Origin of the sequence: Streptomyces sp. NPDC005551, assembly GCF_042871785.1 — a bacterium.
Taxonomy (GTDB): domain Bacteria; phylum Actinomycetota; class Actinomycetes; order Streptomycetales; family Streptomycetaceae; genus Streptomyces.
Genome location: NZ_JBIAJE010000001.1, coordinates 925,277 through 951,847 on the forward strand (window position 1 = coordinate 925,277; position 26,571 = coordinate 951,847).

Below are 26,571 nucleotides of genomic sequence, written 5' to 3' on the forward strand. Positions count from 1 at the left end.
CCCACCGCCATGCCAGAACGCACGAGCCGCACGAGCCGCAGAGGACTGCTCTTCGGGACCGCCGCAGTCTCGGCCGGAGCCTTCCTCACCGGCTGCACCAGCAACGAGTCCAAGGACGACAAGCCCGCCGCGAACGACCGGCCGGCCGCCGACGACAAGCCGGGCAAGCAGGTCACCATCGGCTTCGCCGGACCGCAGGCCGACCACGGCTGGCTCAACGCGATCAACGACAACGCGAAGAACCGCGCGAAGAAGTACCAGGACGTCACCCTGGAGATCACCGAGGGCTCCAACGATACGGCCGCGCAGATCGGCCAGATCGAGACGCTGATCAACAAGAAGGTCGACGTCCTGGTGGTGCTGCCGGCCGACGGCAAGGCCCTCACACAGGTCGGCCTGAAGGCCATGCGCGCGGGCATCCCGGTCGTCAACCTGGACCGGATCTTCAACTCCGCGCAGGCGTACCGCTGCTGGATCGGCGGCGACAACTACGGCATGGGCCTCAGCGCCGGCCACTACATCGGCGAGAAGCTCAAGGACACGAAGAACGCCCGCGTCGTCGAACTCGCCGGTCTGGACAACCTGGAACTCACCAAACAGCGCACCGACGGCTTCGACGCCGCCCTCAAGAACTACCCGAACATCCGGAAGGTGGCCCGCCAGGCCGCCGAGTTCACCGTCGAGTCCGGGCAGTCCAAGATGGCCCAACTCCTCCAGGCACAACCCAGGTTCGACGCCCTGTGGAACCACGACGACGACCAGGGCGTGGGCGCGCTGCGAGCCATCGAGCAGGCCGGACGCGACGACTTCCTGATGGTCGGCGGCGCCGGCGCGCTCTCCGCCTTCCAGGCCATCGAGGCCGGCGACAGCGTCCTCAAGGCCACCGTCCTCTACCCGCCGACCATGGCCGCGTCCGCGATCGACCTCGCCCGCGCCCTCGGCCAGAGCAAGGGGGTCAGCGGTCTCGCCGAGTTCGAGATCCCGGCCTCGCTCACGCTCTACTCGGCCGTCGTCGACAAGGAGAACGTCGACCGCTACATGCCCACCGGCTTCAAGTGACGGGACCCCGCCCGGCGCCGGTCCGCCGCGCCGGGCCCGACTCCCACCGCGCCACCAAGAAGAGGAGGACATCGGCATGGGACAGCCGCACCAGCGCGAGGAAGCCGGGGCCGAGGCGGGGAAGCCGCCCCTGGGCGTGGGCCTGATCGGCTACGCGTTCATGGGCGCCGCCCACTCCCAGGGCTGGCGCACCGTCGGCCACGTCTTCGACCTGCCGCTCCGCCCGGTGCTCGCCGCCGTCTGCGGCCGGGACGGGCAGGCCGTGCGGGCGATGGCCGACCGGCACGGCTGGGCGGCGGCCGAGACCGACTGGCGAGCCCTCATCGCCCGCGACGACGTCGACCTCGTCGACATCTGCACACCCGGCGACAGCCACGCCGAGATCGCCCTCGCAGCACTGGCCGCGGGCAAGCACGTGCTGTGCGAGAAACCTCTGGCGAACTCGGTCGCGGAGGCGGAGGCGATGACCCGGGCCGCCGAGGACGCCGCCCGGCGCGGCCAGATGTCGATGGTCGGCTTCAACTACCGGCGGGTGCCCGCCACCTCGCTCGCCCGGTCCATGGTCGCCGAAGGACGTCTCGGAGCCCTGCGGCACGTGCGGGTGACGTACTGTCAGGACTGGTTGGTGGACCGGGAGTTCCCCCTGACCTGGCGACTGCGCAGGGAGCTGGCCGGTTCCGGCGCCCTCGGCGACCTCGGCGCGCACATAGTCGACCTCGCGCAGTTCCTGGCGGGGGAGCCCGTCACGGGGGTGTCCGCCCTCACCGAGACGTTCGTACGGGAGCGGCCGCTGCCCGTCGGCGCGTCCAGCGGTCTGTCGGCGGCCGGAGTGCCGGACGACGGCGCCGACGACCCGCCGGCCGCGCTAGGAACGGTCACCGTCGACGACGCCGCCCTCTTCACCGGACGCTTCGCCTCCGGCGCCCTCGCCTCCTTCGAGGCCACCCGGTTCGCGACCGGCCGCAAGAACGCGCTGCGGATCGAACTCAACGGCGAGCGCGGGTCGCTGGCCTTCGACCTGGAACGCCTCAACGAACTCTCCTACCACGACCACACCGAACCGGGCGCCTACGCGGGCTTCCGCCGCATCCTTGTCACCGAACCCGGCCACCCCTACCTGGACGCCTGGTGGCCGCCCGGTCACGGCCTCGGCTACGAGCACACCTTCACCCACCAGGCCCGCGACCTCGTGCTGGCGATCGCCGCCGACCGGCCGCCCCTGCCGTCCTTCGCCGACGGGCTCCAGGTGCAGCGCGTACTGGCCGCCGTCGAGGAGAGCGCCGCGAAGAACTCCGTCTACACACCCGTCCCGGCCTGAGGCCCCACCCGGCCCGAGGAGGCACCAGAGCATGCCCCGCACCTTCACACTCTTCACCGGTCAGTGGGCCGACCTGCCGCTCGAGGAGGTCTGCGGGCTCGCCCGCGACTTCGGCTACGACGGACTCGAACTCGCCTGCTGGGGGGACCATTTCGAGGTCGACAAGGCGCTCGCCGACCCCGCGTACGTCGAGTCGCGCCACCGGCTTCTCGACAAGTACGGCCTCACCTGCCGGGCGATCTCCAACCACCTGGTCGGCCAGGCCGTCTGCGACGCCATCATCGACGAACGCCACCGGGCCATCCTGCCCGCCCGCATCTGGGGCGACGGTGAAGCCGAGGGCGTACGCCGCCGGGCCGCCGCCGAGATGGCCGACACCGCGCGCGCCGCGGCCGCCCTCGGCGTCGACACCGTCATCGGCTTCACCGGCTCGGCGATCTGGCACCTGGTCGCCATGTTCCCGCCCGCCCCCGAGACGATGATCGAACGCGGCTACGAGGACTTCGCCACCCGCTGGAACCCGGTCCTCGACGTCTTCGACGCCCAGGGCGTGCGGTTCGCGCACGAGGTCCACCCCGGCGAGATCGCCTACGACTACTGGACCACCCGGCGTGCCATGGAAGCCGTCGGCCGCCGTCCCGCCTTCGGTCTCAACTTCGACCCGAGCCACTTCGTGTGGCAGGACCTCGACCCCGTCGGCTTCCTCTACGACTTCCGCGACCGCATCTACCACGTCGACTGCAAGGAAGCCCGCAAACGGCTCGACGGCCGCAACGGCCGCCTCGGCTCGCACCTGCCCTGGGGCGACCCGCGGCGCGGCTGGGACTTCGTCTCCGCGGGCCACGGCGACGTCCCCTGGGAGGACGTCTTCCGGATGCTGCGCTCCATCGGCTACACGGGGCCCGTCTCCGTCGAGTGGGAGGACGCCGGCATGGACCGGCTCCAGGGCGCACCCGAAGCGCTGGCCCGCCTGAAGGCGTACGACTTCGATCCGCCGTCGGCCTCCTTCGACGCGGCGTTCGGCGGCAACGACCGGGGAACCTCCCCGCCTACCGCCTGACGCCGCGGGGTGATGGCGGGCTGATGCCGTGGGGTGACGGCGGGCGCCGCCCGCCGCGCTCGCCGCTATCCGATGCCCTGCCGGTCGGGTGCGAGCGCGAAGGCCCGGTCGGCGGCCTCCGGAACCGCTCGCTCCACGGCCCGCTCCAGCAGCTCGCGGTGCCGCCGCAGGGGCCCGCGCCGCTCCGGGGGCGTGATCCGCAGCAGATCGTCGAGTCCGGCCACCAGCCGCCGCGTCACCTGGGGGGTGCCGACGGCGCACCCCCGGATCTCGGCGAACCCGAGATCCACCAGCTCCGGCCAGCCCGGCACGGGCTGCACCAGCCGCACGTCCCCCTGCCGGTCGCGATGCAGTGCGGCGTCGAGCCGCAGGCCGGACACGGCGGCCAGGAACTGCACGATGCGGTCCAGCGCCTGCACGGCGGTGGTCGGGTCGTTCACGGCGGAGGACAGCGCGCGCAACGCGATGTCGGACAGCTGCCGCAGCCCGAACCCGAGATCCTGGTGGAACGTGCGCTCGACCCCGACGGAGACGGTGTGGCGCAGGAACCCCCGGGCGGGCGCGGGCCCGCCGTGCACGGCCAGTACCGGGGTGCCCGGCACGACGAAATCACCGATCCGCGGGATGAGCCGCAGCACGACGCCATGCTGCCGCGCGGCCCGGACCAGATGGGCGACGTGCACGTCCCGCAGCACCCCGGCGCGCCCCTGGTGGGTGATCAGCGCGGTCTCGGGGCCCAGCTCCGCCTGGTCGTCCGCCGCCGTGCCCTCGCGCCGGCCCGCGAGGACGGTGGTGCGCGCGATCACCCCGAACGACTCCCGGGTGATCCGGTCGATGACATGGCCGACCCGCATGAGCCGCAGCATCGCGTTCACGTACATCACGAAGAGGAGCAGACTCAGCCCGACCATGAGCAGGGTCAGGACGGACTGCACCAGGGGCACGGACACGACGAGCCTAGGATCGCGCTCACCGTCGAAGCCGGTCAGCACGAGGAGCGACAGCACGAACGTCGCGAGGAAGACGGCGAAGGTGGCCTTGGTGATCCGGCTCCGTACGAAGATCCGCACGATCCGGGGGCTGAACTGGCCGCTCGCCATCTGCAACGCGACGAGCGAGATGCTGAACACCACACCGATGAAGGTCATCATCGCCGAGCTGACCGTGGTCACCACGACCCGCGCGTCGTCGGCGATCTTGAGAAGCTCCGCCAGCGCGTCGTAGTCGTGCGAGTCCCGCAGCGACTCGACGATCCTGGAGTCGAGCTCCGACGCCGCCCCCCACACGACGAGGACGAGCAGCATCGCCGCGGTCGGCGCGAACCAGAACGTGTCCCGTACGTGCTCCCGCAGCGGCGACAGCGCCCGAGGGGGGCGCCCCCTCCGCCCGTCCCCGGTAGTCATCCAGTCACCCATGGTGAGACTGTAGGCGCACCCGCGCCCGGCCTCCCGGCACCGCTCCGAGGGCACGGATACGCAGGTGAAACGCACCCTGAAAGCTTGGTATTGTTGTCCATGTCGCCGAGCGGGGAACACCTCCGCTCAGTGGCAGACACCTGGTCCGGGTGGCGGAATGGCAGACGCGCTAGCTTGAGGTGCTAGTGCCCTTTATCGGGCGTGGGGGTTCAAGTCCCCCCTCGGACACCAGCCAAATCCCCATGGTTTCGAACCCTGGGGATTTTGACGTTTTTGTGCGGGTCGAGATGGATCTCGGCCCGCACTGTCGTGTCTCCGGGGCAGTGGGGCGAACGCGCGCGTGACGGGCATGGGTCTCAGCGATTGAACTAGTGGCCGGGGTGGGGGATGTGCAGGCTTCCAGAGCGGGCCTCTGGTCCGGTCCGCCGTGTGCGAACATCAGCCGCATGGTTCTTCCGGTGGGCGTGCACGCCTTGCGTAAGCGGCGCGCGGAGCTGAGGGCGAGCGCGGACGCGGTGTCGGGGCGGGGGGACGGCGCGTCCTGCGGACTGCTCCTGTTCTACGCCGCAGAATGCGGGTTGAAAGAGCGGCTGTTGGTGCGACGCGGGCAGCGGGACACCACCGCGCTCGAGCCCACGCACGACCTCCGGGCGCTGGCCAAGGAACTGAACTTGCCCCGGGCAATCGACGTCGTCCTGAACCGCCTGCAGAGCTGCCGACTGGGCGGCCCCGACGCGGGCACCCTCGCACTCTCCGAGCTCCATCAGGCGTGGCGTTATGGTGCGAGACTCCATGCGGAGGACGAGAAGAAGGCGCAGGAACTGCTGCGTGGTCTCATCGACTGGTGCGAGAACGACGCGCGAAGCTGACCGGCCGCTCATGGGGCAGGAGCCCGCGACGCGACGCGTGGCGCGGACACGGTGGGCGTGCAGGACAGAGAATCGAAGAGGACCGAGAGGACACCGCAGCACGATGGCCGTACCGAACAGCCTGGACGGACTCGACAGCCTCGGCGGACTGACGGCGCCCGAGCATCTTTTCACCTGGGTCGACGTGGACGAGCACCTGACCAGACTCGCCATGCGCGGAGAGTGGCCGGCCTGGCTGATCGCTGCTGACGGCTGGTGGGAGAGTCTGGAGCTGATCACCGAACCGGGTGTTCGACCCGACACAGTACGGGCCTGGCTGAACGAGACGTTCGGAGGCGGATCCGCAGTCGAGATCGACGGCTCCCTGCTGCTGAGGCTCGACGATCCGCGTGCGAGGGAACTGGTCGGTCTGCAGGTCCACATCGAACCTTCGACGGAAGGCGTCACCGGGCGGAGGCTCCCTCTGTTGCGGGAGAAGCACATCACCCGCGGCCTCGCCGACCGACTCCGCCGACCGGACGACGACCGGTTCGCGGGGGACGTACAGCTCATGGCTTTCCACTCCTTCAAGGGAGGGGTCGGCCGCACCGTGCACGCCGTGGCGGCTGCTGATGCCATGGCCCGGGAAGGGCGGAACGTGCTTCTGGTCGACGCTGACCTGGAAGCACCGGGCATCACCTGGATGCATCGTGCGCAGGGCGGTCAGTGCGACTTCGCCTACGAGGACTTCCTGGCACTGCTGCAAGGTTCGCAGGACGACGACTGGACGGCGGCCGTTGACATCGCAGCTCGCTACCTCCCCAATCAGCAGGCGGGCCGCTACCCAGGAGGCGGCCGGCTCACGCTCGTGCCCACCAGTCGCCGGGACACCTTGTGGCCGGCCCGGATCGAACCCGCTGATCTGCTGACGCCCAGCCGTTCCACCTACTTCCTGACCGAGGCGCTCGCGGCGCTGGGCGAGCGCCTCGGTGCCGACGTCGTCGTGATCGATCTGCGGGCCGGCGCGTCCGAACTCGCCGCGCCGGTGCTGCTCGACCCCCGAGTGCAGCGGATCTTCGTCACGACCATCAGCCACCAGTCGCTGGCTGGTACGGAACAGCTGATCCGCCAGCTCGGACAGAAGGCACCCACTGTGCAAGGTGTGGATCCGGCTGGGGCCGTGATCGTTACGCAATACCGGGAGGATTCCCACACTGCTCAGGCAGAGGAGGCCCGGGAGCGGCTCACAGCAGCTCTGACCGCTGCCCTCGGCAGAGCTGCGCACCATGGTGACGGTCGAACCAATGACGGGACGGGCGAGGTCGTCGTCGAAGCAGACATCGACGTGCTGGTCCGGCCCGTGCTCAGTCGGTTCCGGGAGGAGCTGCTCGGGCTGCCCTCGCAGTGGGACAGCGTCCTGGAGGTGATCAACGGTTGCGGCATCAGCGATGTGCTCAGGCCGTTGCTTCCGGTGCGCGGGCCGAGTGGGCACGAGGCTGCGGGGGCGGCGCGCGAGGCGGACATCCACCGACTCCGGGACAGCCTGGCCAGGACGGCCAAGGGCTTGGTGTACGCCGAGGGCGAGGGCCTCGCGTCCGTCGACGGTTTCCTGGTCACCGACCCACTGCGCAAACTTCTCAGTGATCACCGTACGGAGCCGCCGATCGCCCTCGTCGTCGGAGCCAAGGGAGCCGGCAAGACCTTCCTCTTCGCCAAGGCGTGTGCGGCCGGACGGTGGGAGCGATTCGCCGAGACCGCAGGCGTCGACGGCGTCCAGCTGACGCTGCCAGTGGTGCCCGTACTCGAATCGGCGAACCTTGAACCCGGACTGGCCGACCCGCAGACGCTGCGGGACAACTTCGCAGAGGAGCACACCAAGGTCGGCTCCACCATCGCGCCCAGCAGCGGCCAGGCGGTACGCGACCGTCTGCGGAGTGGTCTCGCCGACCTGCGTGGCGACGATGACCTTGCCTGGCGCAGACTCTGGCTGGAATGCCTGGCCCTGGCCGCTGGGATGTGGGACGAGAACAGTGGTCAGAGCGCCGAGGACGCACTCGTGTTCTGGAGTCCCGGGGCCCCCGCGCTCTTTGTGATCGACGGGCTCGAGGACCTGCTGCAGAATCTCGACACCGAGACCAAGAAGACGGCCTTGCGCGTCCTGCTCGTCGACGTCCTGGGATGGCTCCGTGCATTGCGAGGAAGGCCGTACGGGCTGGTCGTCTTCGTCCGCAAGGACTTGGTCACACGGGCCGTACGACAGAACAGCGGCCAACTGCTCGCACGTTACGACCGTTACGCCCTGAGCTGGGACGACGAAGAGGCGCTCCGTCTCGCCCTCTGGGTGTGCGGGCAAGCCGGGGCGTTGCCGGAGCCGGTGCCCGCCCACGCGATCAGGGACATGGGGTACGACGACTTGGTACAGAATCTGATCCAGGTGTGGGGTTGGAAGGTCGGTTCGGAGAAGTCTCGGGAAGCACGCTCGCACCTGTGGGTGCCTGCCGCGCTCGGCGACTACCAGGGTCAGGTCCAGGCTCGCGACGTAGTCGTCTTCCTCGCGGAGGCAGCCAAACTGTCGCTGGGGCAGGATGGCTGGGAGGACCGGGTGCTCGCACCCGTCGCCATGCGCAAAGCGCTCCTGGCCTGCAGCAACAACAAGATCGAAGCTACAGCTGCCGAGAACCAGGAGGTGGGGGAACTGCTGGACAAGCTGGCGCAGGCGAAAGGTGTCTCAGTGCCCTTCAACCTGGACGATGTGGGTCTTGACAGCGAGGAAGCCGACACCCTGATCGCCTTCGGCGTGCTTGGCCGGGGGTCCGACGGGCGCTACTCAGTTCCTGAGATCTACCGGCACGGTCTCGGCTACACGACGGAGCGCAGGGCCAAGGTGCTGGGAAACTGACGGTTCCGCGAGGCCACCGCGCTCCAGCCGGAATTCCCTTTCTGAAGCCGACGCGATGGCCGGGCCCGGCGAGGGCGATTGAAGACGGTCAGCCGTCGGGCAAACCGAGTGCGCCGGGCCCGGCCCCGGCTCACACCCCGCGGCGGATCCGGGCGGCCTTGCGGGCCTCGGCGGTCAGGCGGGCCTCCGTGGCCCGGCGGGACTCGCCGCCGGTGCGGCCGGGACGGGTGCCCATGCCGCGGAACGGGGCGCCACCGCGCTTGGGGCGCTCCGTGACCGGCGTGCTGCCCGCGACGGGCACACCGGACGGAGCCTGGGCGCCGGTGATACGGCTCAACTCGGCTTCGCCGGAACGCACTTGGGTGATCCGGGGCCTGATGCCCGCCACCGACATCAGGCGCGTCATGTCACGGCGCTGGTTGGGCAGGACGAGGGTGACGACACTGCCGGACTCGCCGGCGCGGGCGGTACGGCCCCCGCGGTGCAGGTAGTCCTTGTGGTCGGCCGGCGGGTCGACGTTGACGACGAGGTCGAGGTCGTCGATGTGGATGCCGCGCGCCGCGACGTTGGTCGCCACCAGCACCGAGACACCGCCGGACTTGAACTGGGCGAGCGTGCGGGTGCGTTGGGGCTGCGACTTGCCGCCGTGCAGCGCCGCGGCCTTCACCCCGCTGCTCCGCAGGTGCTTGGTGAACTGGTCGACCGCGTGCTTGGTGTCCAGGAACATCAGCACGCGTCCGTCGCGGGCCGCGATCTCGGTGGCGGCGGCGTACTTGTCGGCGCCGTGCACGTGCAGCACGTGGTGTTCCATGGTGGTGACCGAGCCCGCGGACGGGTCGACGGAGTGGACCACCGGGTCGTGGAGGTAGCGGCGGACGAGCAGGTCGATGTTGCGGTCCAGCGTGGCCGAGAACAGCATGCGCTGGCCGTCCGGGCGTACCTGGTCGAGCAGTTCGGTGACCTGGGGCATGAAGCCCATGTCGGCCATCTGGTCCGCCTCGTCGAGGACGGTGATGTTCACCCGGTCCAGCCGGCAGTCCTTGCGCTCGATGAGGTCCGAGAGGCGGCCGGGGGTCGCGACGACGACCTCGGCCCCGGAGCGCAGCGCGCTCGCCTGCCGCCCGATCGACATGCCGCCGACCACGGTGGCCAGCCGCAGCTTCAGGAGCCGGGCGAACGGGGTGAGTGCGTCGGTGACCTGCTGGGCCAGCTCGCGCGTGGGGACGAGCACCAGGGCGAGCGGTTTGCGCGCCTCGGCGCGCTGTCCGGCGGTGCGTGCGAGGAGCGCCAGCCCGAAGGCGAGCGTCTTGCCGGATCCGGTACGCCCGCGGCCGAGGACGTCACGGCCCGCGAGGGAGTTCGGCAGGGTGGCGGCCTGGATCGGGAACGGCTCGTGCATGCCGAGACCGGTGAGGGTCTCCAGCAGCTCGGCGGGGAGGTCCAGCTCCGCGAAAGCCGTCACGGCGGGGAGGGCCGGGGTGACGGTGACGGGCAGGGTGAACTCACCCTGCGGCGCGGACGGACGTCGCCCGGGGCCGTCCGAACGGGTGACGGCGCGGCCCTGGCCCTGCGAGCGGAAGCGGGCACCCCGGTCGGTAGCGGAACCGTCGTTGCGGTTCCTGGAGTAACGGTCGTTCGTGCGAGCTGAACGGTTCATGGAGAACCTTCCTCGATATGGCACCGATATGGCACGTATCGAGGAATTCCCGGCAACGGTGGGCCGAACGAATTGCAAGAACGAGCCGAATGCAAGACAAAGTCCGGCCGGTCGCCCGGCGCGGTTGTCAGGGGACCCGGGCCGCCGAGGGCCGGAAATCCACTGGAATGGGTGACGGGCCCCGGTCGCCGGCCCCGTCAGGGACCGGAGGGACCCGGCCCGGTCGTCGGCGGGCGTCGGAAGGACCGCCCGCGGAACGCAACAAGCTGGGGCCCCACCGCGAGGTGTGGGCCCCAGCTGTCTCAGGCGCTGTCAGCGTCAGGCGGGAGTGATGTTCTCCGCCTGGGGGCCCTTCTGGCCCTGCGTGACGTCGAAGTTCACCTTCTGGCCTTCCTGGAGCTCGCGGAAGCCCTGGGCGGCGATGTTCGAGTAGTGGGCGAAGACGTCCGGGCCGCCACCCTCCTGCTCGATGAAGCCGAAGCCCTTTTCCGCGTTGAACCACTTAACGGTGCCAGTAGCCATGTCTAATTCTCCTTCGGGGCTGTGCCCTGGGGCCCGCACTGTGTGGACCCCGGCGTCGCCGTGAGGAACCCCGTCCGGAAAACAGCACCGGAAATACAAAAGTGCCCGACGACGATAGGTCGTCCAAGGCACTTGAAGTTTACGGGAACCACAACTGCAACTGAGATTGAGCCTAGCACGGTGTCCGCCGGAAGGCGCGGCAAGTACGATTTCCAGCGCGACGGCGTGTCTCCGTGCCCGCAATTCTCACTTGGCCGGCGCACCTTTTCTGCGACTGGCGGTCAGGACTCCCGGCACCGCCCGGTCACCGGGCGGTGCCATCGCGCGGACGGAGCCCCTGCACGCCGTACGGAAGAGGGCATCCGGAGGCGCTGCGGGGCCGTGGGGTCAGGCGGACGTCCCCGTCGGGACGGTCTCCCCGGCCCGGTTGCGTGCGTGCAGTTCGTACACGCTGAAGGCGCGCCGGATCACGGGCTGCGCCACATTGCGCACCCGGACGCCTCCGCTGGTCATCCCGTGCTCGGTGCCCGCGTGCGCGTGCCCGTGGACGGCGAGGTCCGCGCCGGCCGTGTCGATCGCCTCGGCGAGCAGGTAGCTGCCGAGGAACGGGTAGATCTCCGGCGGCTCACCGGCGAGCGTGTCCGGCACGGGGGAGAAGTGGGTCAGGGCGATCCGCACGTCGCAGTCCTCCCGGGCCAGCTTCTCCAGCGCGGTCCGCAGACCGTCCGCGCAGCGACGGGAGTACCGGACGAACTCCTTCATCAGCGGTTCGCCGAACTCCCCGGCGTTGCGGCCCACGAACCCGCCGCCGAACCCCTTGGTGCCGGCGACACCGACCCGCACCGGGCCGGCCCGCACGACGCACGCGTCCCCCTCCAGGACCTCGACGCCCGCCTCCCGGAGGATCGCGGTGACCTCGTCCGGGCGCTCGTCGTGGTGGTCGTGGTTGCCGAGGACGGCCACGACGGGCACGCCGAGCCCCCTGACCTCGTCGGCGACCACCCGCGCCTCCTCGGGAGTGCCGTGCCGGGTGAGGTCACCGGCGAGCAGCAGGAGGTCCGCGCAGGCGGGAAGGGCGTCGAAGGCAGGCCTGAGCAGGCCCCGACTGTCGGGCCCCATGTGGATGTCTCCGACGGCTGCGACCCGGATCATGCCAGTTCCTCCGTGTGGTCGGGGGCGGTGGCGTCGGCGACCACGATGTCGCAGTGCACCGTCAGCCCCGCCAGCTCGTCCTGCGCGGTCCGCAGGATCTCGTCCCGGCAGTGCGCCGAGGGGACGGTGCCCGTGAGCACGACCGCCCCCGAGCGGACCTCGGCCCGTACGCCCAGCTCGCCCAGGTCCTCGGCCGCCCACCGGTCACGCAGGTGCGCCACCCGGTATTCGACGGGTCGTTCGCCGGCGCCGCCCGCGCCGGCCTCGGTGTGCCCGCTCATCGTCCACCCTCCTGCGGTTCGATGACTTCCATGCGTTCCAGCAGGTAGAGGAAGGCGTTCGGCATGGGCGCGTCCCCGGCGGTCACGCGCACCTGCTCCCAGTCGACCTTCTCGCGCAGTGCCCGCGCGATGGGCAGGACCGCGCCGAAGTCGCAGTGGTGTTCGGAGAACGCGGCCAGCAGACTGCGCATCAGGTCGGTCGGCGCGAGCACCGGCATCTGCACCGAGTCGACGGACAGCATGTCGGACCTGCTCAGCAGGGCGGTGTCGACCGGCTGGTGCGCCAGCTCGAAGATGAGGTCGATGTCCTGTCCGAGGCACTTGGCCTTCAGCAGCCAGTCCTCCGGCGGGGCGTAGACCTCGAGGCCGGCCGAGCGCAGTGTGGACGCGACCCGGTCGGCGTCCTCGGGCTTGATGCAGAAGTCGGCGTCGTGCTGGAGGTTGCCCGTGCCGCCGTGGGCGTACACGGCGACGCTGCCGGCCAGGGCGAAGTCGTACTCGTTCTTCTTCAGGGTCGAGCCGACCTGTTTGGCCGCCTCCAGAATCGCCTGGTTGCGGTCGCGGGGCAGGCTCAGCTCGTGCGGGTCGAGCCGGCCGGCCTCCTGGGGGTGCACCGCCGCCAGGCGCAGCTCAGGAGAGATCTGCCGCTGGTCGAGAGCGGCGTCGTCCGCGTTCTGCGTCATTGCTGCTCCGTTTCCGTGTCCCGGGCCCGTTCTGACCTCTCGGGTACCCCCTCCGGTACCCGGCTCGCCCGTTTCGACACGGTGGCCCGCGGGGCGCCCGCACCGACGGCGGGCGCACGGGCGGGCGGCGCACGCGGGCGTACGGGGTCATGTCCCGGGCGCGGGACCGCCGGGCGGCGGCGCTTGCGCCGTCCTGATCCAGCTGTCGTTGTGCGGGTCGTGCCGTACGAGTCCGAGGCGGGCGAAGTCCTCCAGCCAGCCTTGCATGGGCCAGTGGCCCCAGCGCCGGTTGAACAGGGCGCCGTTGCGCAGGATGTCGTCCAGGTGCTCGACGGGGGGCCGACTCACCTCGTGGTGCTGGTGGTAGGCCGGGGCGCCGCCGAGCCAGGCGATGCCGACGCCCGCCTCCGCGGCCAGCAGCGCGAAGTCGGTGTCCTCGCCCCCGTAGCCGGTGTACGCCTCGTAGAAGCCGCCGATGCGTTCCCAGGCCGCCGCCGTCGTGGCGAAGGACAGCGACCAGAAGAGGGCCGGGTCCGCCGCGTCGACGATCTCGTCCGGTCCGGGCACCGGCCGGGCGGGGTGCGGCTCGGCCAGGGCGGGCAGGTCGTCGAGCCGGTACCCGCCGGGCGGCGGCGGGGGCAGGTAGCCGACGGTGCCGCAGAGAATGCGGGTGTCGTCGGCCAGCGCGGCGTAGCGGGCGACCGTCCGCGGACCCGGCACGCAGTCCACGTCGAGGAAGACGAGGCAGTCGGCCCCCGCCGCGAGGGCGCGCCGGGCTCCGGCGTTGCGGGCCGCCGCCAGGGGCAGTCCGCGCGCACCGGGCGGCCGCTCCACGGCGACGGGGTCACCGGCCGGATCGCCGCGGGTCACCAGCCGCCCCGCCTCCGCGTCGTCCATCGTGACCACCACGTAGTGGTCGGGGCGCAGGGTGCCGGCGGCCAGCGCCCGCTGCTGGAGGGCGAGGTGGTCGTGCCGTCCGGCGACCGGGGTGATCACTGCTACGCGACCCACGACGCCTCCTCGGCCGACGACCCCGCGAGCCGGTCCAGGAAGGAGGCCGCCCGCCGGGCGCCGTCCCCGTACGACCACCGGGCCCAGCCGGCCCCGCCGAGCCGGACGGCGCCGGACAGGATGTCAGGCCACTCCCGGGCGGTGGGCCAGGACGCCCGGACGAGCGCGATGCCGCCCTGTGCCAGGGCCCGGCCGGTGGCGCTCTGCTCACCGAACGGCCGGTCCTGCGGGATCACCACCGCGGGCCGGCGCGCCGCCGCGCACTCGGCCAGGGCGTTCTGGCCGCCGTGGGTGACCACGACGTCCGCGGCGCAGAGCGGCGGCCAGGGGTCGGCGGCCCAGGTCCCGCCGCCGCCCAGGACCGTCCACTCCCAGTCGGGGGTGGCGCGGCGGGCCGGTGCGAGCAGGGTGTCGTCGATGTCACCGCCCCCGGCGCCCAGCATCACCAGGACGCGGCGCCTGCCGCCGGACGGCGCCGTCCCGGCGGTGCGCGGCCGGTCGTCGTGGCGGGAGAAGGCACCCGCGTGCAGCGTCTTGGCGTACCAGTGTTCCGGCCAGCCCGGTTCCGGAAGTTCCGCGGGCCACGGGGCGAGCAGGCCGCGCGCCAGGTCGTAGGCGAAGGTGTGGGCGGGATCCCTGCGGTCACCGCGCATCGCGGCGACGACGACGGGCACGCCGAGCAGCCGGCCGAGCCCGGCGACCTCCACGGACACGTCGCTGACCAGCAGCGAGGGCCGGGCACGCGTGATCCAGTCGGCGACCAGCCGCATGCGCTCGCGGTAGCCGTCGTGGCCCACGGGCGCCCAGTGCAGCCGTCCGTTGGCGGTGACGTCCGTGAGCGGACCGCCGATGTCCAGCGGCAGGCGCACCCAGGGGCCCAGCCAGTCCGCGGGGCGGGGCAGGCTGGACAGTCCGGTGACCGGCCGCCCGGTGTGCCGGGCGATGCACACGGCCCGGTGCAGATGACCGCGCCCGTGGTGATGGACGTAGTAGCCGATCATGAGGCCATCAGCTCCTCGTAGAGCAGCTCGTACTGGTCGGCCATGGCGTCCAGCGAGCAGTGGCGCACCGCGCGCTCCCGGCAGGCGGCCCGGCCGAGCGTCATGGTCTCCCCGATCGCCTCGGCCAGCGCCGTCGTGTCCGGCCAGGGCGCCAGCCGGCCGCAGTCGGGGGTGAGGATCTCCCGCAGCGCGCCCCGGTCGAAGCCGGCGACCGGGGTGCCGCAGGCCAGCGCCTCCGCCACCACCAGTCCGTAGGGCTCGTCCCAGCAGGGCGTGGCCAGGGCCGCCCCTGCCCGGCCGACCAGGGTCACCAGCTCGTCCCGGGTCAGGTGCCCCTCGTAGGAGATGCCGTCGCCCAGCCCGGGGGCGATCCGGCGGTCGAAGTAGTCGCGGTCCGGCGTCGGGCCGGCCAGCCGCAGCGGCAGGCCCGCCTTGCGTGCCGCCTCGATCGCCAGGTGCGGGCCCTTCTCCGGCACGAGCCGGCCGGACCACACCAGCTCCGTGCCGCCGGGTCCCGGACGCCAGCGCCGGGTGTCGACCCCGTTGAGGATGACGCGCGCCGAGGGGATCAGCGGCGACCAGGCCCGCGCCGTGTGATCACTGACCGCGGTGAAGTGTCCGCAGTGCCCCGGGCTGGTCTGGACGGCCGACTCCAGCCACGGCGTGGGCGGCGTGTGGAGCGTGGTCACCACCGGGATCCGCAGCGCCGGTGCCATGGCCACGGGCAGGTAGTGGAGGCTGTTGTTGTGGATGATGTCGTAGGGGCCGTCGTCCTGGGCCAGGTCGACCATCAGCCGCAGGTAGGCGTGGTGCTCGGCGAGCGACGAGGGGTCCGTCATGGACAGGTCCGCCCGCGCCGCCTCACTGAACGCGGCCCGGTGGACCGGTAGTTCGCGCACGCCGAGGGCGGGATCCGAGCCCGCTCCGGCGAACAGCGTGACGTGGTGGCCCCGGCGGCCCAGTTCCCGGGCCAGGGACCACGTGTGGGCCTCGAGTCCGCCCGCGAAGGGCTCTTTGATGGGGTAGCGCGCGGAGGCGATCAGCGCGACCTGCAGGCGCCTGCTCATCGCAGCAGGTCCTCGTAGAGCGCCCGGTGCGCGGCGGCCACGGCACGCCGTTCCGCGGCCCGCCGAGCCGGGTCGGCCCGGGGCGCCGGACGCCCGGCGTGGGCGGCCTCGACCGCGGCACGCAGGGAGGCGGGGTCGGGCCCGTCGTCGCTCATGCGGTAGAGGTGGCAGGGGCGCTGCTCGGCGTAGTGGCCGCAGTCGGGGACGGCCACGGCCGTGCCCAGGTCGTAGCAGGCCTCGAGCCATCCCGAGTGCGTGCCGAAGGCGTACGGCAGCACCGAGAGGTCCAGGGAACGCAGGTAGCGCCACAGCTCCGCGTCGTCGAAGTAGTCGTGGACGCGCAGGTCGATACGGCCGGCGTCGGCCAGGGACCGCAGGGCGGCCAGCGTCTCGGGCGCGTGGGCGTGGGCGCGGGGGTCGGCGGTCTCCGTGTGGATGTCGACACGCAGCCGCGCCCCGGGCAGGTCCGCCACCAGGTCGGTGAGCGCGCGGATCACCGGCAGGGGCCGCATGTTGGGGCGGATGCTCTTGGCGTGTACGCCGATCACGAAACCGGGGTGCGACGGCCGGGGCGCCGACAGTTCGGGTTCCGCGACGACATGGGGGTGGGGCAGCACCCGCGCGGTACGTCCCCACAGCAGTTCGATCCGGTCGGCCGCGCCCCGGGTGAGCGTGATCAGGCGGTCGGCGGCCGGGACGAGGACGTCGAGCGCGGCCCGGTGGGGGCGTGGATCGGGCTGGTGCGGATTGCGCAGGTCGTGCACCGTCTGGACCAGCGGCTTGCCGTGCCGGCGCAGTGCCGCCACCAGGGCGCTCAGCTCGGCCGGTGACTGCGCGTCGAAGCCGAAGTGCAGATGGAAGACGTCGAAGTCCCGATGGTGCGCCTCGACCCAGGCCGGGTCGAGCATCACCGGCGGCCACCAGCGCTGGGAGGTGCTGGGAGCGCCGTTCGGGCGCGGGTCCGGCAGCAGATCCACGGTGCCGTCCCCGTCCGGGGGCTGCAGATGCGCCACGTAGACGTGCCCGGCCGGCACGGACGCGACGCGGATGCGGCGCTGCCGGCGAGCGGCCCGCAGTGTCGTGGGTGTGGGGTCCACGAGGGTCTTCACCGGTTGCCTCCCTGCGGGACGGCCGCTCCGGTCGGTGCGGCCGAGTGATCCCGGAGTACCCACGCCGACAAAAGGGATGTATGCGGCGAGGGGGAAATATCGCAGCCAGTGAGGAATGCGTGACGGACCGGGCGGACGGCTTCACCGGGCGACCACCGGCGCCGAACCGCGGAGACCCCCGGAAGGGAGCGACCCGCCGTCTCGGCACAGATCGCGCACGCCGGGAGGAACGCGGCGCACGGCACGGGGAGGACAGGGACCGCGGCGAGAGGCGTCCAGGCGGGATCCGGGGCCGGGGCTTCGCGACGTCGTGCGGGGCGGTGACTCAGATGTCGGCAGCGGCCGACAGGTCCTTCTTGATCGCGTACGCCGGGAGGAACGCGGCGCACGGCACGGGGAGGATCAGGACCGCGGCAAGAGGCGCCCGGGCCCACCCGGTGGTCGGGTGGTGCGTCTCTCCTCGCCGGCGGTCAGGGCCTCGCCCGCCCGGCACCGCCGACCGCGGCCGGGCGGACGCCCGACGGCACGTCGGGTCCGTATCCCGCCGGCCAGGCCGGCAGCGGCTCCCGGTCGGCCGTCCGCCACAACGACGCGATGTCCCGCCCGAAGGACCAGCTCAGCAGCGCCAGCGCCAGCAGGACCAGCGCGAAGGCCAGCGGCCGGGGCAGCACCCCCGCCCCGGCGACCAGGAGCACGATCCCCTGGAGCGCCGCCACCGTCTTGCGCGCCATGCTCGGCGCCAGCGGCCCGTTCAGCCACGGCAGCGCCCGTGCCGCCGCCACGAACACGTACCGCATCGTGCCGATCAGCAGCACCCACGGTCCCAGCGACATGGCGACGTACACACTCAGCACCAGGATGAGGAACGCGTCGACCTCCATGTCGAAGCGGGCGCCCAGCGCCGACGACGTGCCCGTGCGGCGGGCGACCTTGCCGTCCACGCCGTCCAGGATCAGCGCCACCGCCGTCAGACCGACGAACAGCGTCAGCGGGGGCGAGCTCTCGAACGAGTCCGCGACCAGCGCAGTGACACCGCCGACCAGGATCGCCCGTCCCAGCGTGACACGGTTCGCGGGCCCGAAGGCAAGGGGCTGCGAACGGCGCAGGGCTCGGTTGAGGACGGCCCAGGTGGCGATCCCGAAGGCCAGGCCCGTGAGCCAGCCCGCGGGTCCCATCCCGATCGCCGTCCCCAGGAGGGCGAGGAGCAGCAGCTGCGCACCCGCTCCCACCGCCGTCTCCTGCTGGGCGAGCCTTGCGTCGTACGTGTGGTTCAGGGCCACCGTTCACCCTCCGGCCGAGTGACAGATTCGATCAACGCCGCGTACGTTGTGCGCGACTTCTCATCGCTGCGTACGTGGGGAGTCGGCCGATCGTTCAGGAGGACGCACATGCAACCCACAGCCCGCGCCTTCTGGTTGCGCTCCCCGGGGCACGGTGAGATCAGGGAGTCCGAGCTGCCCGCGCCCGCCGGGGACGAGGTCCTGGTGCGGTCGCTGTACTCCGGAGTGAGCCGCGGCACCGAGACCCTCGTCTTCCGCGGCGGTGTGCCGGAGAGCCAGTACCGCGCGATGCGGGCGCCGTTCCAGGAAGGCGACTTCCCCGGCCCGGTGAAGTACGGCTACCTCAGCGTCGGACAGGTCGAGGAGGGCCCGGCCGATCTGGTCGGCAGGACCGTCTTCTGTCTGGCACCCCACCAGACCCGGTACGTCGTCCCCGTGAGCGCCGTCACCGTCGTCCCGGACGACGTCCCTGCGCGGCGGGCGATCCTCGCCGGGACCGTGGAGACCGCGGTGAACGCACTCTGGGACGCCGCCCCGCTGATCGGCGACCGGATCGCCGTGGTCGGCGGCGGCATGGTCGGCTCGTCCGTCGCGGCACTGCTCGCCCGGTTCCCCGGAGTTCGCCTCCAGTTGGTCGACGCCGACCCCGCACGCGCCGAGGTCGCACGGGCGGTCGGGGCCGCCTTCGCGCTGCCCGGGGAGGCCGCGGGCGACTGCGACCTCGTCGTCCACGCCAGTGCCACCGACGCCGGACTGGCACGCTCACTGGAACTGGCCGCCACGGAGGGAACCGTGCTCGAACTGAGCTGGTACGGGGACCGGAAGGTCGCGGTGCCGCTCGGCGAGGCCTTCCACTCCCGGCGCCTCGTCCTGCGCAGCAGCCAGGTCGGCTCCGTCTCCCCGGCCCGGCGCGGCAGCCGCGACTACGGCGACCGGCTCGCCCTCGCCCTCGAACTCCTCGCCGATCCCGCCTTCGACGCGCTGATCACCGGCGAGTGCGCCTTCGAGGAACTGCCCGACGTCCTGCCCCGGCTCGCCTCCGGTGAGATCCCGGGGCTCTGCCACCGAGTCCGCTACCCAGCCGGCTGAACCCCCGGGCAGCCGCCTGACCTCGCGGGGAACCCCGCAAGGGCCCCCGAAAGAAGGGGAACCGGCGGCTGAACAACGCGTACGGGGCAGCCGTACTACTCGGCATGGCCCCCGGCAAGGGGATCAGACGCACCGCACCTGGAGGGTCGTCCGTTGTTCAGTATCACCGTCCGCGATCACCTCATGATCGCCCACAGCTTCCGCGGCGAGGTCTTCGGACCCGCACAGCGCCTGCACGGAGCGACGTTCCTCGTGGACGCCACCTTCCGCCGCGCCGAGCTGGACGACGACAACATCGTCGTCGACATCGGACTGGCCACACAGGAGCTCGGCGCCGTGGTGAACGACCTGAACTACCGCAACCTCGACAACGAGCCCGACTTCGCCGGCACCAACACCTCGACGGAGTTCCTCGCCAAGGTGATCGCCGACCGCCTCGCCGACCGGGTGCACGCCGGCGCGCTGGGCGAAGGAGCCCGCGGTCTCGCCGGCATCACCGTCACCCTGCACGAGTCCCACATCGCCTGGGCGAGTTACGAGCGTGCCCTGTGACCGACGTGACCCTGGAACAGGTGGCCGCCGGGCCCGCCCTGGACTACGTGCCCGTGCAGCACGCGGCCCTCAAGAACGCCGAGATCATCCCCATGTCCCTCAGCTCCGTGCACTTCGTCATGCCCGGCGGGGTCGACGACTCGACCGCACCGAGCGGCGGCAACGCCTACGACCGGCGGGTCTGCCTCGACCTGCCCGGCTTCGGCTGGCAGGTCCGCCGCCACACCGTCGCCGGTGACTGGCCCCGGCCCGAGCCCGCCGCGCGCGCCGAACTCGCCCGCACACTCGCCGAGTTGCCCGACGGCACCGTCGTCCTGCTGGACGGACTCGTCGCCTGCGGCGTCCCCGAGGTCGTCGTCCCGCAGGCCCGGCGGCTGCGCCTGGCCGTCCTGGTGCACCTGCCCCTCGGCGACGAGCGGGGCCTCGCCCCCGCCGTCGCGGCGGAGCTGGACGCGCTGGAACGCACGACGCTGCGTGCCGTGCCGGCCGTCGTGGCCACCAGCGAATGGGCGGTCCGCCGGCTCGTGGCCCACCACGGACTCGCCCCCGAGCGCGTCCATGTCGCCGTCCCCGGCGCCGACATCGCCCCCCTCGCCCCCGGCACCGACGGCGTCTCGCGACTGCTCTGCGTCGCCGCCGTGACCCCCCGCAAGGGACAGCACCGGCTGGTCGAGGCCCTGGCGACCGTCACCGACCTGCCCTGGAGCTGCACCTTCGTCGGCGGGTTCGCACAGGACCCGGAGTACGTCGCCCGACTCCGCCGTTCCATCGACGAGTTCGGGCTCGGGGACCGGCTGCGTCTGACGGGTCCGCAGGCCGGCGCGGAACTCGACGCGAGCTACGCCGCCGCCGACCTCATGGTCCTCGCCTCGTACGCCGAGACGTACGGCATGGCGGTGACCGAGGCGCTCGCCCGCGGAATCCCCGTACTGGCCACCGACGTCGGCGGCCTGCCCGAGGCGGTGGGGCGCGCGCCGGACGGCGGGGTGCCCGGCATCCTCGTACCGCCGGAGGACCCGGCGGCCCTGGCCAGGGAGCTGCGCGCCTGGTTCGGCGAGGCCGACGTGCGCCGCAGGCTGAAGTCCGCCGCCCGCGGGCGCCGGGCCGCCCTCGGCGGCTGGGCGACGACCGCCCGGAGCCTCGCGGGTGTTCTCGGGCGGCTCCGGCAGGAACCGGGGAGGGCCGCATGAACGCGACGACGACTCCGTCCGGAACACCGGAACACACGACGGCGTCCGGCGAACCCGCGAAGGACGAGGTCGTCGCGGGCGCGGGATCCGTCGAGGTGCCCCGATTCGCGCCCCGCTGGCTCCAGTTGCGCGAAGGCGCGGACGCCGACGCCCGCGCGCACGACCTGCTCGACCCGCTGCGCATCCGGCTCGCCAACCTGTCGCGGCGCGGCAACGGCACGGTCGTCCACGACCTGGGCTGCGGAACCGGATCCATGGGCCGCTGGCTCGCGCCCCTCCTCGACGGCCCCCAGCACTGGGTCCTGCACGACCGCGACCCCTACCTGCTGCACTTCGCCACCGTGGGGGCGCCCCGCGCCTCCGCCGACGGCAGCCGGATCACGGTCACCACGCAGCGCGGCGACATCGGGCGGCTGACCGCGGACGGCCTGGCCGGCGCGTCCCTGGTGACGGCGTCCGCCCTGCTGGACGTACTCACCCGCGACGAGGTGGACGTGCTCGCCGCGGCCTGCGCCGGCGCCGGCTGCCCGGCGCTGCTCACGCTCTCCGTCGCCGGAAGCGTGCGGCTGACCCCGGCCGACCCGCTGGACGACGAGATCGCCGACGCCTTCAACGCACACCAGCGCCGGGGGGAGTTGCTCGGCCCCGACGCGGTCACCGCGGCCCGCGAGGCCTTCACCCGGCTGGGCGCGACCGTACACGTGCGCTCCAGCCCGTGGCGGCTCGGTGCCGCGCATGCCGAGCTGACCGCGGAGTGGCTGCGCGGCTGGGTCGCGGCGGCCGTCGAACAGCGCCCCGGGCTGGCCACCGCCGCCGAAGCGTTTCTGCGCCGCCGGCTCGCCGAGTGCGAGGCGGGCGAACTGCGGGTGGTGGTCGAGCACAGCGACCTGCTGGCACTGCCGGGCCCGGCGGGCGGCTCGTCGTGAACGGGCGGGGAGCGGTGACGGGCGGCCGGGTCACCGGCGCGCGGGCCGCGTGGTGGTCCTCGGCCGCGGCGGCCGAGGCGGAGCCGGGCCCCGGCGCGGACGCCCGCTCCGGGACGCGGCCGGCGCCAGGAGCCGCCCGGAGGCGCGACCGTGCCCGGGCCCTGCTGCTCCGTGCCGGATCCCCGGCGGCGCGGACCCGCGTCGGCTCGGTCGCCGGATCCCTCATCCTCGGCGTGCTGCTGTGGCGGCTGGGCACCGGTGTCTTCCTGGACGGGCTGCGACGCATCGACGGGACGGCCCTGCTCCTGGGGCTCGGCCTGGGCCTGCTCACCACCGTGTTCAGCGCCTGGCGCTGGTGCCTGGTGGCCCGGGGCCTGGGCATCCGGCTGCCGCTCGGCGCGGCCGTCGCGGACTACTACCGCGCCCTGTTCCTGAACGCGGCGCTGCCCGGCGGCGTCCTCGGTGACGTGCACCGGGCGGTGCGGCACGGACAGAGCACGGGTGACATCGGCCGCGGTGTCCGCGCGGTCGTCCTGGAACGGACGGCGGGTCAGGCGGTCCTTCTTGTCGCCGGCGCGGGGGTCCTGCTCACGCAGCCCTCGCCGGTCCTGGCGCAGGCCCGTCACCTCACCGGGCTGCTCGCGCTCGCCGCGCTGGGCGCCCTGGCGGTCGTGACCGCGGTCCGGATGGGCCGGGCGCCGGGCTCCTCGTCCCGCCGTCGCGCCGTGCGCGCCGCTCTCGCCGAGGCACGTCGGGCGCTGCTCGCCCGAGGCAGCTGGCCCGGCGTGCTGGTCTCCTCGACCGCGGTGCTGGCCGGTCATCTCGCGATGTTCCTGCTCGCCGCCCGGGTCGCCGGATCGACCGCGTCCGCCGCCGAGTTGCTGCCTCTGGCCCTGCTGGCCCTGCTGGCCATGGGCCTGCCGCTGAACGTCGGCGGCTGGGGTCCCAGGGAGGGTGTCACGGCCTGGGCCTTCGGCGCGGCGGGGCTCGGTGCCAGTACGGGACTGGGCGTCGCCGTCGTCTACGGCGTGCTCAGCTTCGCGGCGGCGCTGCCGGGTGTCCTCGTGCTGATCGCCCGGTGGTACGGCGGGGCCCGGCGCTCCCGCGCGAACACGGTGCCTGCGGGGGCGGTTTCCTCGGGCACGTCCCCGGCGTCGGACGTTGCGGGGGCGGTTTCCTCGGGCACGTCCCCGGCGTCGGACCTTGCCGGGACGGCTCCCACCGTCACGTCCCCGGCGTCGGACCTTGCCGGGACGGCTCCCACCAGCACGTCCCCCGCGTCCGCCCCCGCCGCTCCGCACCCCCTCGTCGTACCCGCCCGGGCCTCCGGCACGGCACGCCCGCGCCGCGTCGTCGTACCGGCACCGGCCCCCGCGCGTGCCGTCCCGCACGGTGCCGCCCCGGCCCCCGCGCCCGGTGCGGGTCCCCTCCGCGGCCACCACGTCACTCCGGCGCCCTTTCCGCGCTCACCTCCCGCGCGGCCGGCGAGCGCGGCGCGTCACGGCCGGCGACGGCCGGCGGCCGCGTCCCCCGGGAGTTCCGCCGCCGAGGTGAGCAGGGAGAAATACGTGCCGAAGGATTCGACCAGCTCCGCCAGCATGGCTTTCCCTTTCTCCGCGGAAGCCAGTGACGGCCGCCCGACGACCCCGGACTCGGTATAGGCGGACATGCCGACGGTCAGCAGATGCCTGCGGTCGTCGGCGAGGAAATCGGTGGTCTCGTAACCGGGTCGTACCGACTCCGGATGCGTGTGCAGAAGGATGGAGGTCTCTATTTCCCCGGCGTGCATGTCGCTGAGGAGGGAGGTCTGCACACCCGCCCCCACACGCGCCGCCTCCCAGTCCTCCGCCGCGGGGAAAAGCGCCATTCGTGTGCCGCTGCCGACGGATTCCTGAACGACGTTTCCCAGGACGTAATTCCCGCCGTGTCCGTTGACCAGGACCAGGGCGTCGACGCCCGAACGCCGCAGCGATTCGGCGATGTCCCGCACTACCGCGTGCAGGGTCACGGAGGAGATGCTGACGGTCCCCGGCCAGGCGGCGTGCTCGTGGGAGCAGGAAATGGTCACCGGAGGAAGGAGGTGCACGGGATGGGCCTCGGCTATCCCGCGCGCTATGGCGCAGGCCACCAACGTGTCCGTGGCCAGCGGAAGATACGCGCCGTGCTGCTCGAAACTGCCGACCGGCAGAACGGCGACCTGGCGTGCGGCACCGTCCATGCGGTCGCGTACGTCCTGCGACGTGTCCGCCGGAGCGAGGGAGTTGCGCACCATTGCCGGGAACTCGCGCACCTGGGACGGCGGATTTCCGGGGGGCGTCGCGGAAATGTCCGTCGGCGAAATGTCCGTCGGCGCCGTCCCGGCCCCCGTCGGCTCGATGCCCGAAGTGCTCATGTCGTCCCGGCCTTTCGTCTCGTACCGCCAGCGCTGGCGCTTTAGCAGATAGGAACCAGATCATGACAGAGAACGTCGGCGTGCTCGGCGGACAGGCCCGGTCCACGGGTGTCACCCGAGTCGTGACCGCCCCGTTGCCCACCGTGTACGGCGATTTCCAGGCCGTCGGATACCTGGATCACCGCAGCGGGGAGGAACAGATGGTCCTGGTGCACGGGGACATCGGGGAGGAGCAGGTACTCACCCGGCTGCATTCGGAGTGCCTGACGGGTGACGCGTTCGGGTCCACGCACTGCGAGTGCGGCCCCCAACTCGTCAGGGCACTGCGGGAGATCGTCGCCGAGGGGCGCGGTGTTCTCGTCTACCTCCGGGGGCACGAGGGCCGGGGAATAGGCCTGCTGGGCAAGCTGCGGGCGATGAAGCTCCAGTCGGAGGGGCTGGACACGGTCGAGGCGAACCTCGCGCTCGGTCTTCCGGTGGACGCCCGCGACTACCGGGTGGCGGCGGACATGCTGCACGACCTCGGTGTGCGTTCGGTGCGGCTCCTGTCGAACAACCCGCGCAAACGCGAGGCCCTGCTGCGCAACGGCATCAAGGTCGCCGAGCAGGTCCCGCTGCTGATCGAGCCCTGCGAGGAGAACCTCGGCTACCTGCTCACCAAGCGCGAGCGCCTCGATCACGACCTGCCGCACCTGGACAAGGTCCCGGCGGAGGCGGTCTTCTGCGGTTCGGTGAAGAGCGCCGGCACCGAGGAGTGAGACGGGACGACGGAGGCCCGCCGCCGGGCGGGCCCCGGCCGCCCCCGGGCGCGCCTCAGTCCACGACCGCCTCGTGCGCCAGTCGCCGTACGTCGGGGAAGACCGTGTGCGAGCCCGTCGGCCGCAGCTGGGTGAGGAACTGCACGGTCAGGTCCCGGCGCGGGTCGACCCAGAACGTCGTACTGGCCACTCCGCTCCAGCCGTACGAGCCGAGGACGGCCGGAGCCGCGGTCACGGCCGGGTCGATCACGACCGAGACGCCGAGGCCGAAACCGAGCCCCGCGTTGCCCGGTTCGTCGTGCCCGGGGCTGCCGTGGGTGCGGATGTCGACGCCGCCGGGGAGCTGGTTGGAGGCCATCAGGTCCACGGTCTGCGGGGCCAGCAGCCGGACGCCGTCGAGTTCGCCGCGGCGGCGCAGGAACTCCATGAAGCGGTGGTAGTCGTGGGCGGTGGCGACCAGTCCGCCGCTGCCGGACAGCAGCCGCGGACGGCCGTGCAGGGGCAGCCCGGCGATCGGGGTGATGCCGCCCTCGCCGTCCTCGCCGTACAGCTCGGCGAGCCGGCCGGACTGCTCCCGCGTGACGTGGAACCCGGCGTCCGTCATCCCGAGCGGTCCGAAGATCCGCTCGGCGAGGAAGACGTCGAGATCCCGGCCCGACACCACCTCGACGACCCGGCCGAGGACGTTCGTGGCGACCGAGTAGTTCCACCGTGTGCCCGGCTCGAACTGCAGGGGCAGACGCGCGTACACCTCACAGGCCGTGGCGAGGTCGGCGCCCGCCGGCACGGACGACTCCAGACCGGCCTGCCGGTACAGCGCGTCGACGGGATGCCGGTGGTAGAAGCCGAAGGTCAGACCCGCGGTGTGGGTCAACAGGTGCCGGATCAGCAGAGGTCGCGCGGCCGGCCGGGTCCTGACGTCGGCTCCCGAACCCGCCACGTAGACCTGCGGGTCGGCGAAGGCGGGGAGATGGCGGGCGACGGGGTCGTCGAGGCCGATGCGTCCCTCTTCGAGGAGCATCAGGGCGGCGACCGAGGTGACGGGCTTGGTCATCGAGTACATCCGCCACAACGTGTCGGCGGTGACCGGGAGGTGCGCCGCCAGGTCGCGGTGCCCGTACGCCGTCAGGTGGGCGACGCGGCCGTGCCGGGACACGGAGACGAGGTAGCCGGGGAGCCGGCCCGCGTCGACCAGGCGCGCGAAGTGCTCGTCCAGCCGGACGAGCGCCTTGGGATCGAGCCCGGCCTCGCCCGGCTCGACCTCCTGCTCCAGGGTTCCCATGGCTCTCCTCCCGGCGGCGG

23 protein-coding genes, 1 tRNA gene and 1 pseudogene are annotated in these 26,571 nt (G+C 72.4%); 12 read left to right on the forward strand and 13 right to left on the reverse strand.

Annotated elements, in window-relative coordinates:
* The first annotated feature begins 9 nt into the window (after nucleotides 1-9).
* The 3 genes from ACFYP4_RS04095 (at nucleotide 10) to ACFYP4_RS04105 (ending at nucleotide 3,437) form a co-directional block, all read left to right on the forward strand.
* On the forward strand, nucleotides 10-1,059 hold the full coding sequence (locus ACFYP4_RS04095) for a substrate-binding domain-containing protein (protein ID WP_358853020.1): 1,050 nt from the start codon (nucleotides 10-12) through the stop codon (nucleotides 1,057-1,059).
* Between the two features lie 76 nt (nucleotides 1,060-1,135).
* Complete coding sequence (locus ACFYP4_RS04100; protein WP_388782586.1) at nucleotides 1,136-2,377, forward strand: Gfo/Idh/MocA family protein; 1,242 nt, start codon at nucleotides 1,136-1,138, stop codon at nucleotides 2,375-2,377.
* A 31-nt stretch (nucleotides 2,378-2,408) separates the two neighbouring features.
* Complete coding sequence (locus tag ACFYP4_RS04105; protein ID WP_358853018.1) at nucleotides 2,409-3,437, forward strand: sugar phosphate isomerase/epimerase family protein; 1,029 nt, start codon at nucleotides 2,409-2,411, stop codon at nucleotides 3,435-3,437.
* Between the two features lie 65 nt (nucleotides 3,438-3,502).
* On the opposite strand, the gene ACFYP4_RS04110 is transcribed toward ACFYP4_RS04105, so the two are convergent.
* Nucleotides 3,503-4,852 carry a DUF2254 domain-containing protein gene (locus tag ACFYP4_RS04110; protein WP_358853017.1) on the reverse strand — a complete coding sequence of 450 codons (1,350 nt, stop codon included), beginning with the start codon at nucleotides 4,850-4,852 and terminating at the stop codon, nucleotides 3,503-3,505.
* Nucleotides 4,853-4,995: 143 nt separating this feature from the next.
* Between ACFYP4_RS04110 and ACFYP4_RS04115 the strand changes: the two genes are divergently transcribed.
* The 3 genes from ACFYP4_RS04115 to ACFYP4_RS04125 all read left to right on the forward strand — a co-directional run bounded on the left by ACFYP4_RS04115 (nucleotide 4,996) and on the right by ACFYP4_RS04125 (nucleotide 8,599).
* Nucleotides 4,996-5,083: transfer RNA gene (locus ACFYP4_RS04115), tRNA-Leu, on the forward strand.
* A gap of 215 nt (nucleotides 5,084-5,298) precedes the next feature.
* Nucleotides 5,299-5,721, forward strand: a complete 423-nt coding sequence (locus ACFYP4_RS04120) for a hypothetical protein (RefSeq protein WP_358853016.1) — start codon at nucleotides 5,299-5,301, stop codon at nucleotides 5,719-5,721.
* Nucleotides 5,722-5,824: 103 nt separating this feature from the next.
* Nucleotides 5,825-8,599: a MinD/ParA family protein gene (locus tag ACFYP4_RS04125; RefSeq protein ID WP_388782590.1), complete on the forward strand. Its 2,775-nt coding sequence runs from the start codon at nucleotides 5,825-5,827 to the stop codon at nucleotides 8,597-8,599.
* Between the two features lie 130 nt (nucleotides 8,600-8,729).
* On the opposite strand, the gene ACFYP4_RS04130 is transcribed toward ACFYP4_RS04125, so the two are convergent.
* The 10 genes from ACFYP4_RS04130 to ACFYP4_RS04175 all read right to left on the reverse strand — a co-directional run bounded on the left by ACFYP4_RS04130 (nucleotide 8,730) and on the right by ACFYP4_RS04175 (nucleotide 18,362).
* Nucleotides 8,730-10,256 carry a DEAD/DEAH box helicase gene (locus tag ACFYP4_RS04130; protein WP_388782593.1) on the reverse strand — a complete coding sequence of 509 codons (1,527 nt, stop codon included), beginning with the start codon at nucleotides 10,254-10,256 and terminating at the stop codon, nucleotides 8,730-8,732.
* Between the two features lie 318 nt (nucleotides 10,257-10,574).
* Nucleotides 10,575-10,778, reverse strand: a complete 204-nt coding sequence (locus tag ACFYP4_RS04135) for a cold-shock protein (RefSeq protein ID WP_100580096.1) — start codon at nucleotides 10,776-10,778, stop codon at nucleotides 10,575-10,577.
* A gap of 387 nt (nucleotides 10,779-11,165) precedes the next feature.
* On the reverse strand, nucleotides 11,166-11,930 hold the full coding sequence (locus ACFYP4_RS04140) for a metallophosphoesterase (protein WP_388782597.1): 765 nt from the start codon (nucleotides 11,928-11,930) through the stop codon (nucleotides 11,166-11,168).
* Entirely contained in the window at nucleotides 11,927-12,211 is a 285-nt protein-coding gene (locus tag ACFYP4_RS04145) for a BON domain-containing protein (protein ID WP_358853012.1), read from the reverse strand. Before ACFYP4_RS04145 ends, ACFYP4_RS04140 begins: the two co-directional genes overlap by 4 nt.
* Nucleotides 12,208-12,894 carry a hypothetical protein gene (locus ACFYP4_RS04150; protein WP_388782600.1) on the reverse strand — a complete coding sequence of 229 codons (687 nt, stop codon included), beginning with the start codon at nucleotides 12,892-12,894 and terminating at the stop codon, nucleotides 12,208-12,210. The genes ACFYP4_RS04145 and ACFYP4_RS04150 overlap by 4 nt, the downstream gene beginning before the upstream one ends.
* 147 nt (nucleotides 12,895-13,041) lie before the next feature.
* Nucleotides 13,042-13,905, reverse strand: coding sequence for a glycosyltransferase family 2 protein (locus ACFYP4_RS04155; protein ID WP_388782603.1), 864 nt, complete (start codon nucleotides 13,903-13,905; stop codon nucleotides 13,042-13,044).
* A complete protein-coding gene (locus ACFYP4_RS04160; protein ID WP_388782605.1) occupies nucleotides 13,893-14,906 on the reverse strand; it encodes a glycosyltransferase in 1,014 nt (337 codons plus the stop codon). Before ACFYP4_RS04160 ends, ACFYP4_RS04155 begins: the two co-directional genes overlap by 13 nt.
* Nucleotides 14,903-15,973 (reverse strand): glycosyltransferase family 4 protein, encoded by a 1,071-nt coding sequence (locus ACFYP4_RS04165; RefSeq protein WP_358853008.1) that lies wholly within the window; start codon nucleotides 15,971-15,973, stop codon nucleotides 14,903-14,905. Before ACFYP4_RS04165 ends, ACFYP4_RS04160 begins: the two co-directional genes overlap by 4 nt.
* Nucleotides 15,970-17,082: a glycosyltransferase gene (locus ACFYP4_RS04170; protein WP_388782609.1), complete on the reverse strand. Its 1,113-nt coding sequence runs from the start codon at nucleotides 17,080-17,082 to the stop codon at nucleotides 15,970-15,972. The genes ACFYP4_RS04165 and ACFYP4_RS04170 overlap by 4 nt, the downstream gene beginning before the upstream one ends.
* Nucleotides 17,083-17,552: 470 nt before the next feature.
* Nucleotides 17,553-18,362 carry a CDP-alcohol phosphatidyltransferase family protein gene (locus tag ACFYP4_RS04175; protein ID WP_358853006.1) on the reverse strand — a complete coding sequence of 270 codons (810 nt, stop codon included), beginning with the start codon at nucleotides 18,360-18,362 and terminating at the stop codon, nucleotides 17,553-17,555.
* A 108-nt stretch (nucleotides 18,363-18,470) separates the two neighbouring features.
* Between ACFYP4_RS04175 and ACFYP4_RS04180 the strand changes: the two genes are divergently transcribed.
* The 5 genes and pseudogenes from ACFYP4_RS04180 to ACFYP4_RS04200 form a co-directional block, all read left to right on the forward strand.
* Entirely contained in the window at nucleotides 18,471-19,451 is a 981-nt protein-coding gene (locus ACFYP4_RS04180) for a zinc-binding alcohol dehydrogenase (protein ID WP_358853005.1), read from the forward strand.
* A 153-nt stretch (nucleotides 19,452-19,604) separates the two neighbouring features.
* Nucleotides 19,605-20,003, forward strand: coding sequence for a 6-pyruvoyl tetrahydropterin synthase family protein (locus tag ACFYP4_RS04185; RefSeq protein ID WP_388782613.1), 399 nt, complete (start codon nucleotides 19,605-19,607; stop codon nucleotides 20,001-20,003).
* Nucleotides 20,000-21,193, forward strand: a complete 1,194-nt coding sequence (locus ACFYP4_RS04190) for a glycosyltransferase family 4 protein (protein ID WP_388782616.1) — start codon at nucleotides 20,000-20,002, stop codon at nucleotides 21,191-21,193. Before ACFYP4_RS04185 ends, ACFYP4_RS04190 begins: the two co-directional genes overlap by 4 nt.
* The gene (locus ACFYP4_RS04195; protein WP_358853002.1) at nucleotides 21,190-22,119 is read left to right on the forward strand and encodes a class I SAM-dependent methyltransferase; all 930 of its coding nucleotides are present in this window, start codon (nucleotides 21,190-21,192) and stop codon (nucleotides 22,117-22,119) included. Before ACFYP4_RS04190 ends, ACFYP4_RS04195 begins: the two co-directional genes overlap by 4 nt.
* 233 nt (nucleotides 22,120-22,352) lie before the next feature.
* Nucleotides 22,353-23,111: pseudogene (locus tag ACFYP4_RS04200) on the forward strand (lysylphosphatidylglycerol synthase domain-containing protein); the annotation flags it as partial.
* A gap of 506 nt (nucleotides 23,112-23,617) precedes the next feature.
* Here the strand turns inward: ACFYP4_RS04200 and ACFYP4_RS04205 are convergent.
* Nucleotides 23,618-24,391 (reverse strand): creatininase family protein, encoded by a 774-nt coding sequence (locus ACFYP4_RS04205; protein WP_388782717.1) that lies wholly within the window; start codon nucleotides 24,389-24,391, stop codon nucleotides 23,618-23,620.
* Between the two features lie 182 nt (nucleotides 24,392-24,573).
* Here ACFYP4_RS04205 and ribA point away from each other — a divergent pair, with 182 nt between their 5' ends.
* A complete protein-coding gene (gene ribA / locus ACFYP4_RS04210) occupies nucleotides 24,574-25,269 on the forward strand; it encodes a GTP cyclohydrolase II (protein ID WP_358853001.1) in 696 nt (231 codons plus the stop codon).
* 55 nt (nucleotides 25,270-25,324) lie between these two features.
* Here ribA and ACFYP4_RS04215 read toward each other — a convergent pair whose 3' ends face one another.
* Nucleotides 25,325-26,551, reverse strand: a complete 1,227-nt coding sequence (locus ACFYP4_RS04215; RefSeq protein ID WP_358853000.1) for a serine hydrolase domain-containing protein — start codon at nucleotides 26,549-26,551, stop codon at nucleotides 25,325-25,327.
* Nucleotides 26,552-26,571 lie beyond the last annotated feature (20 nt).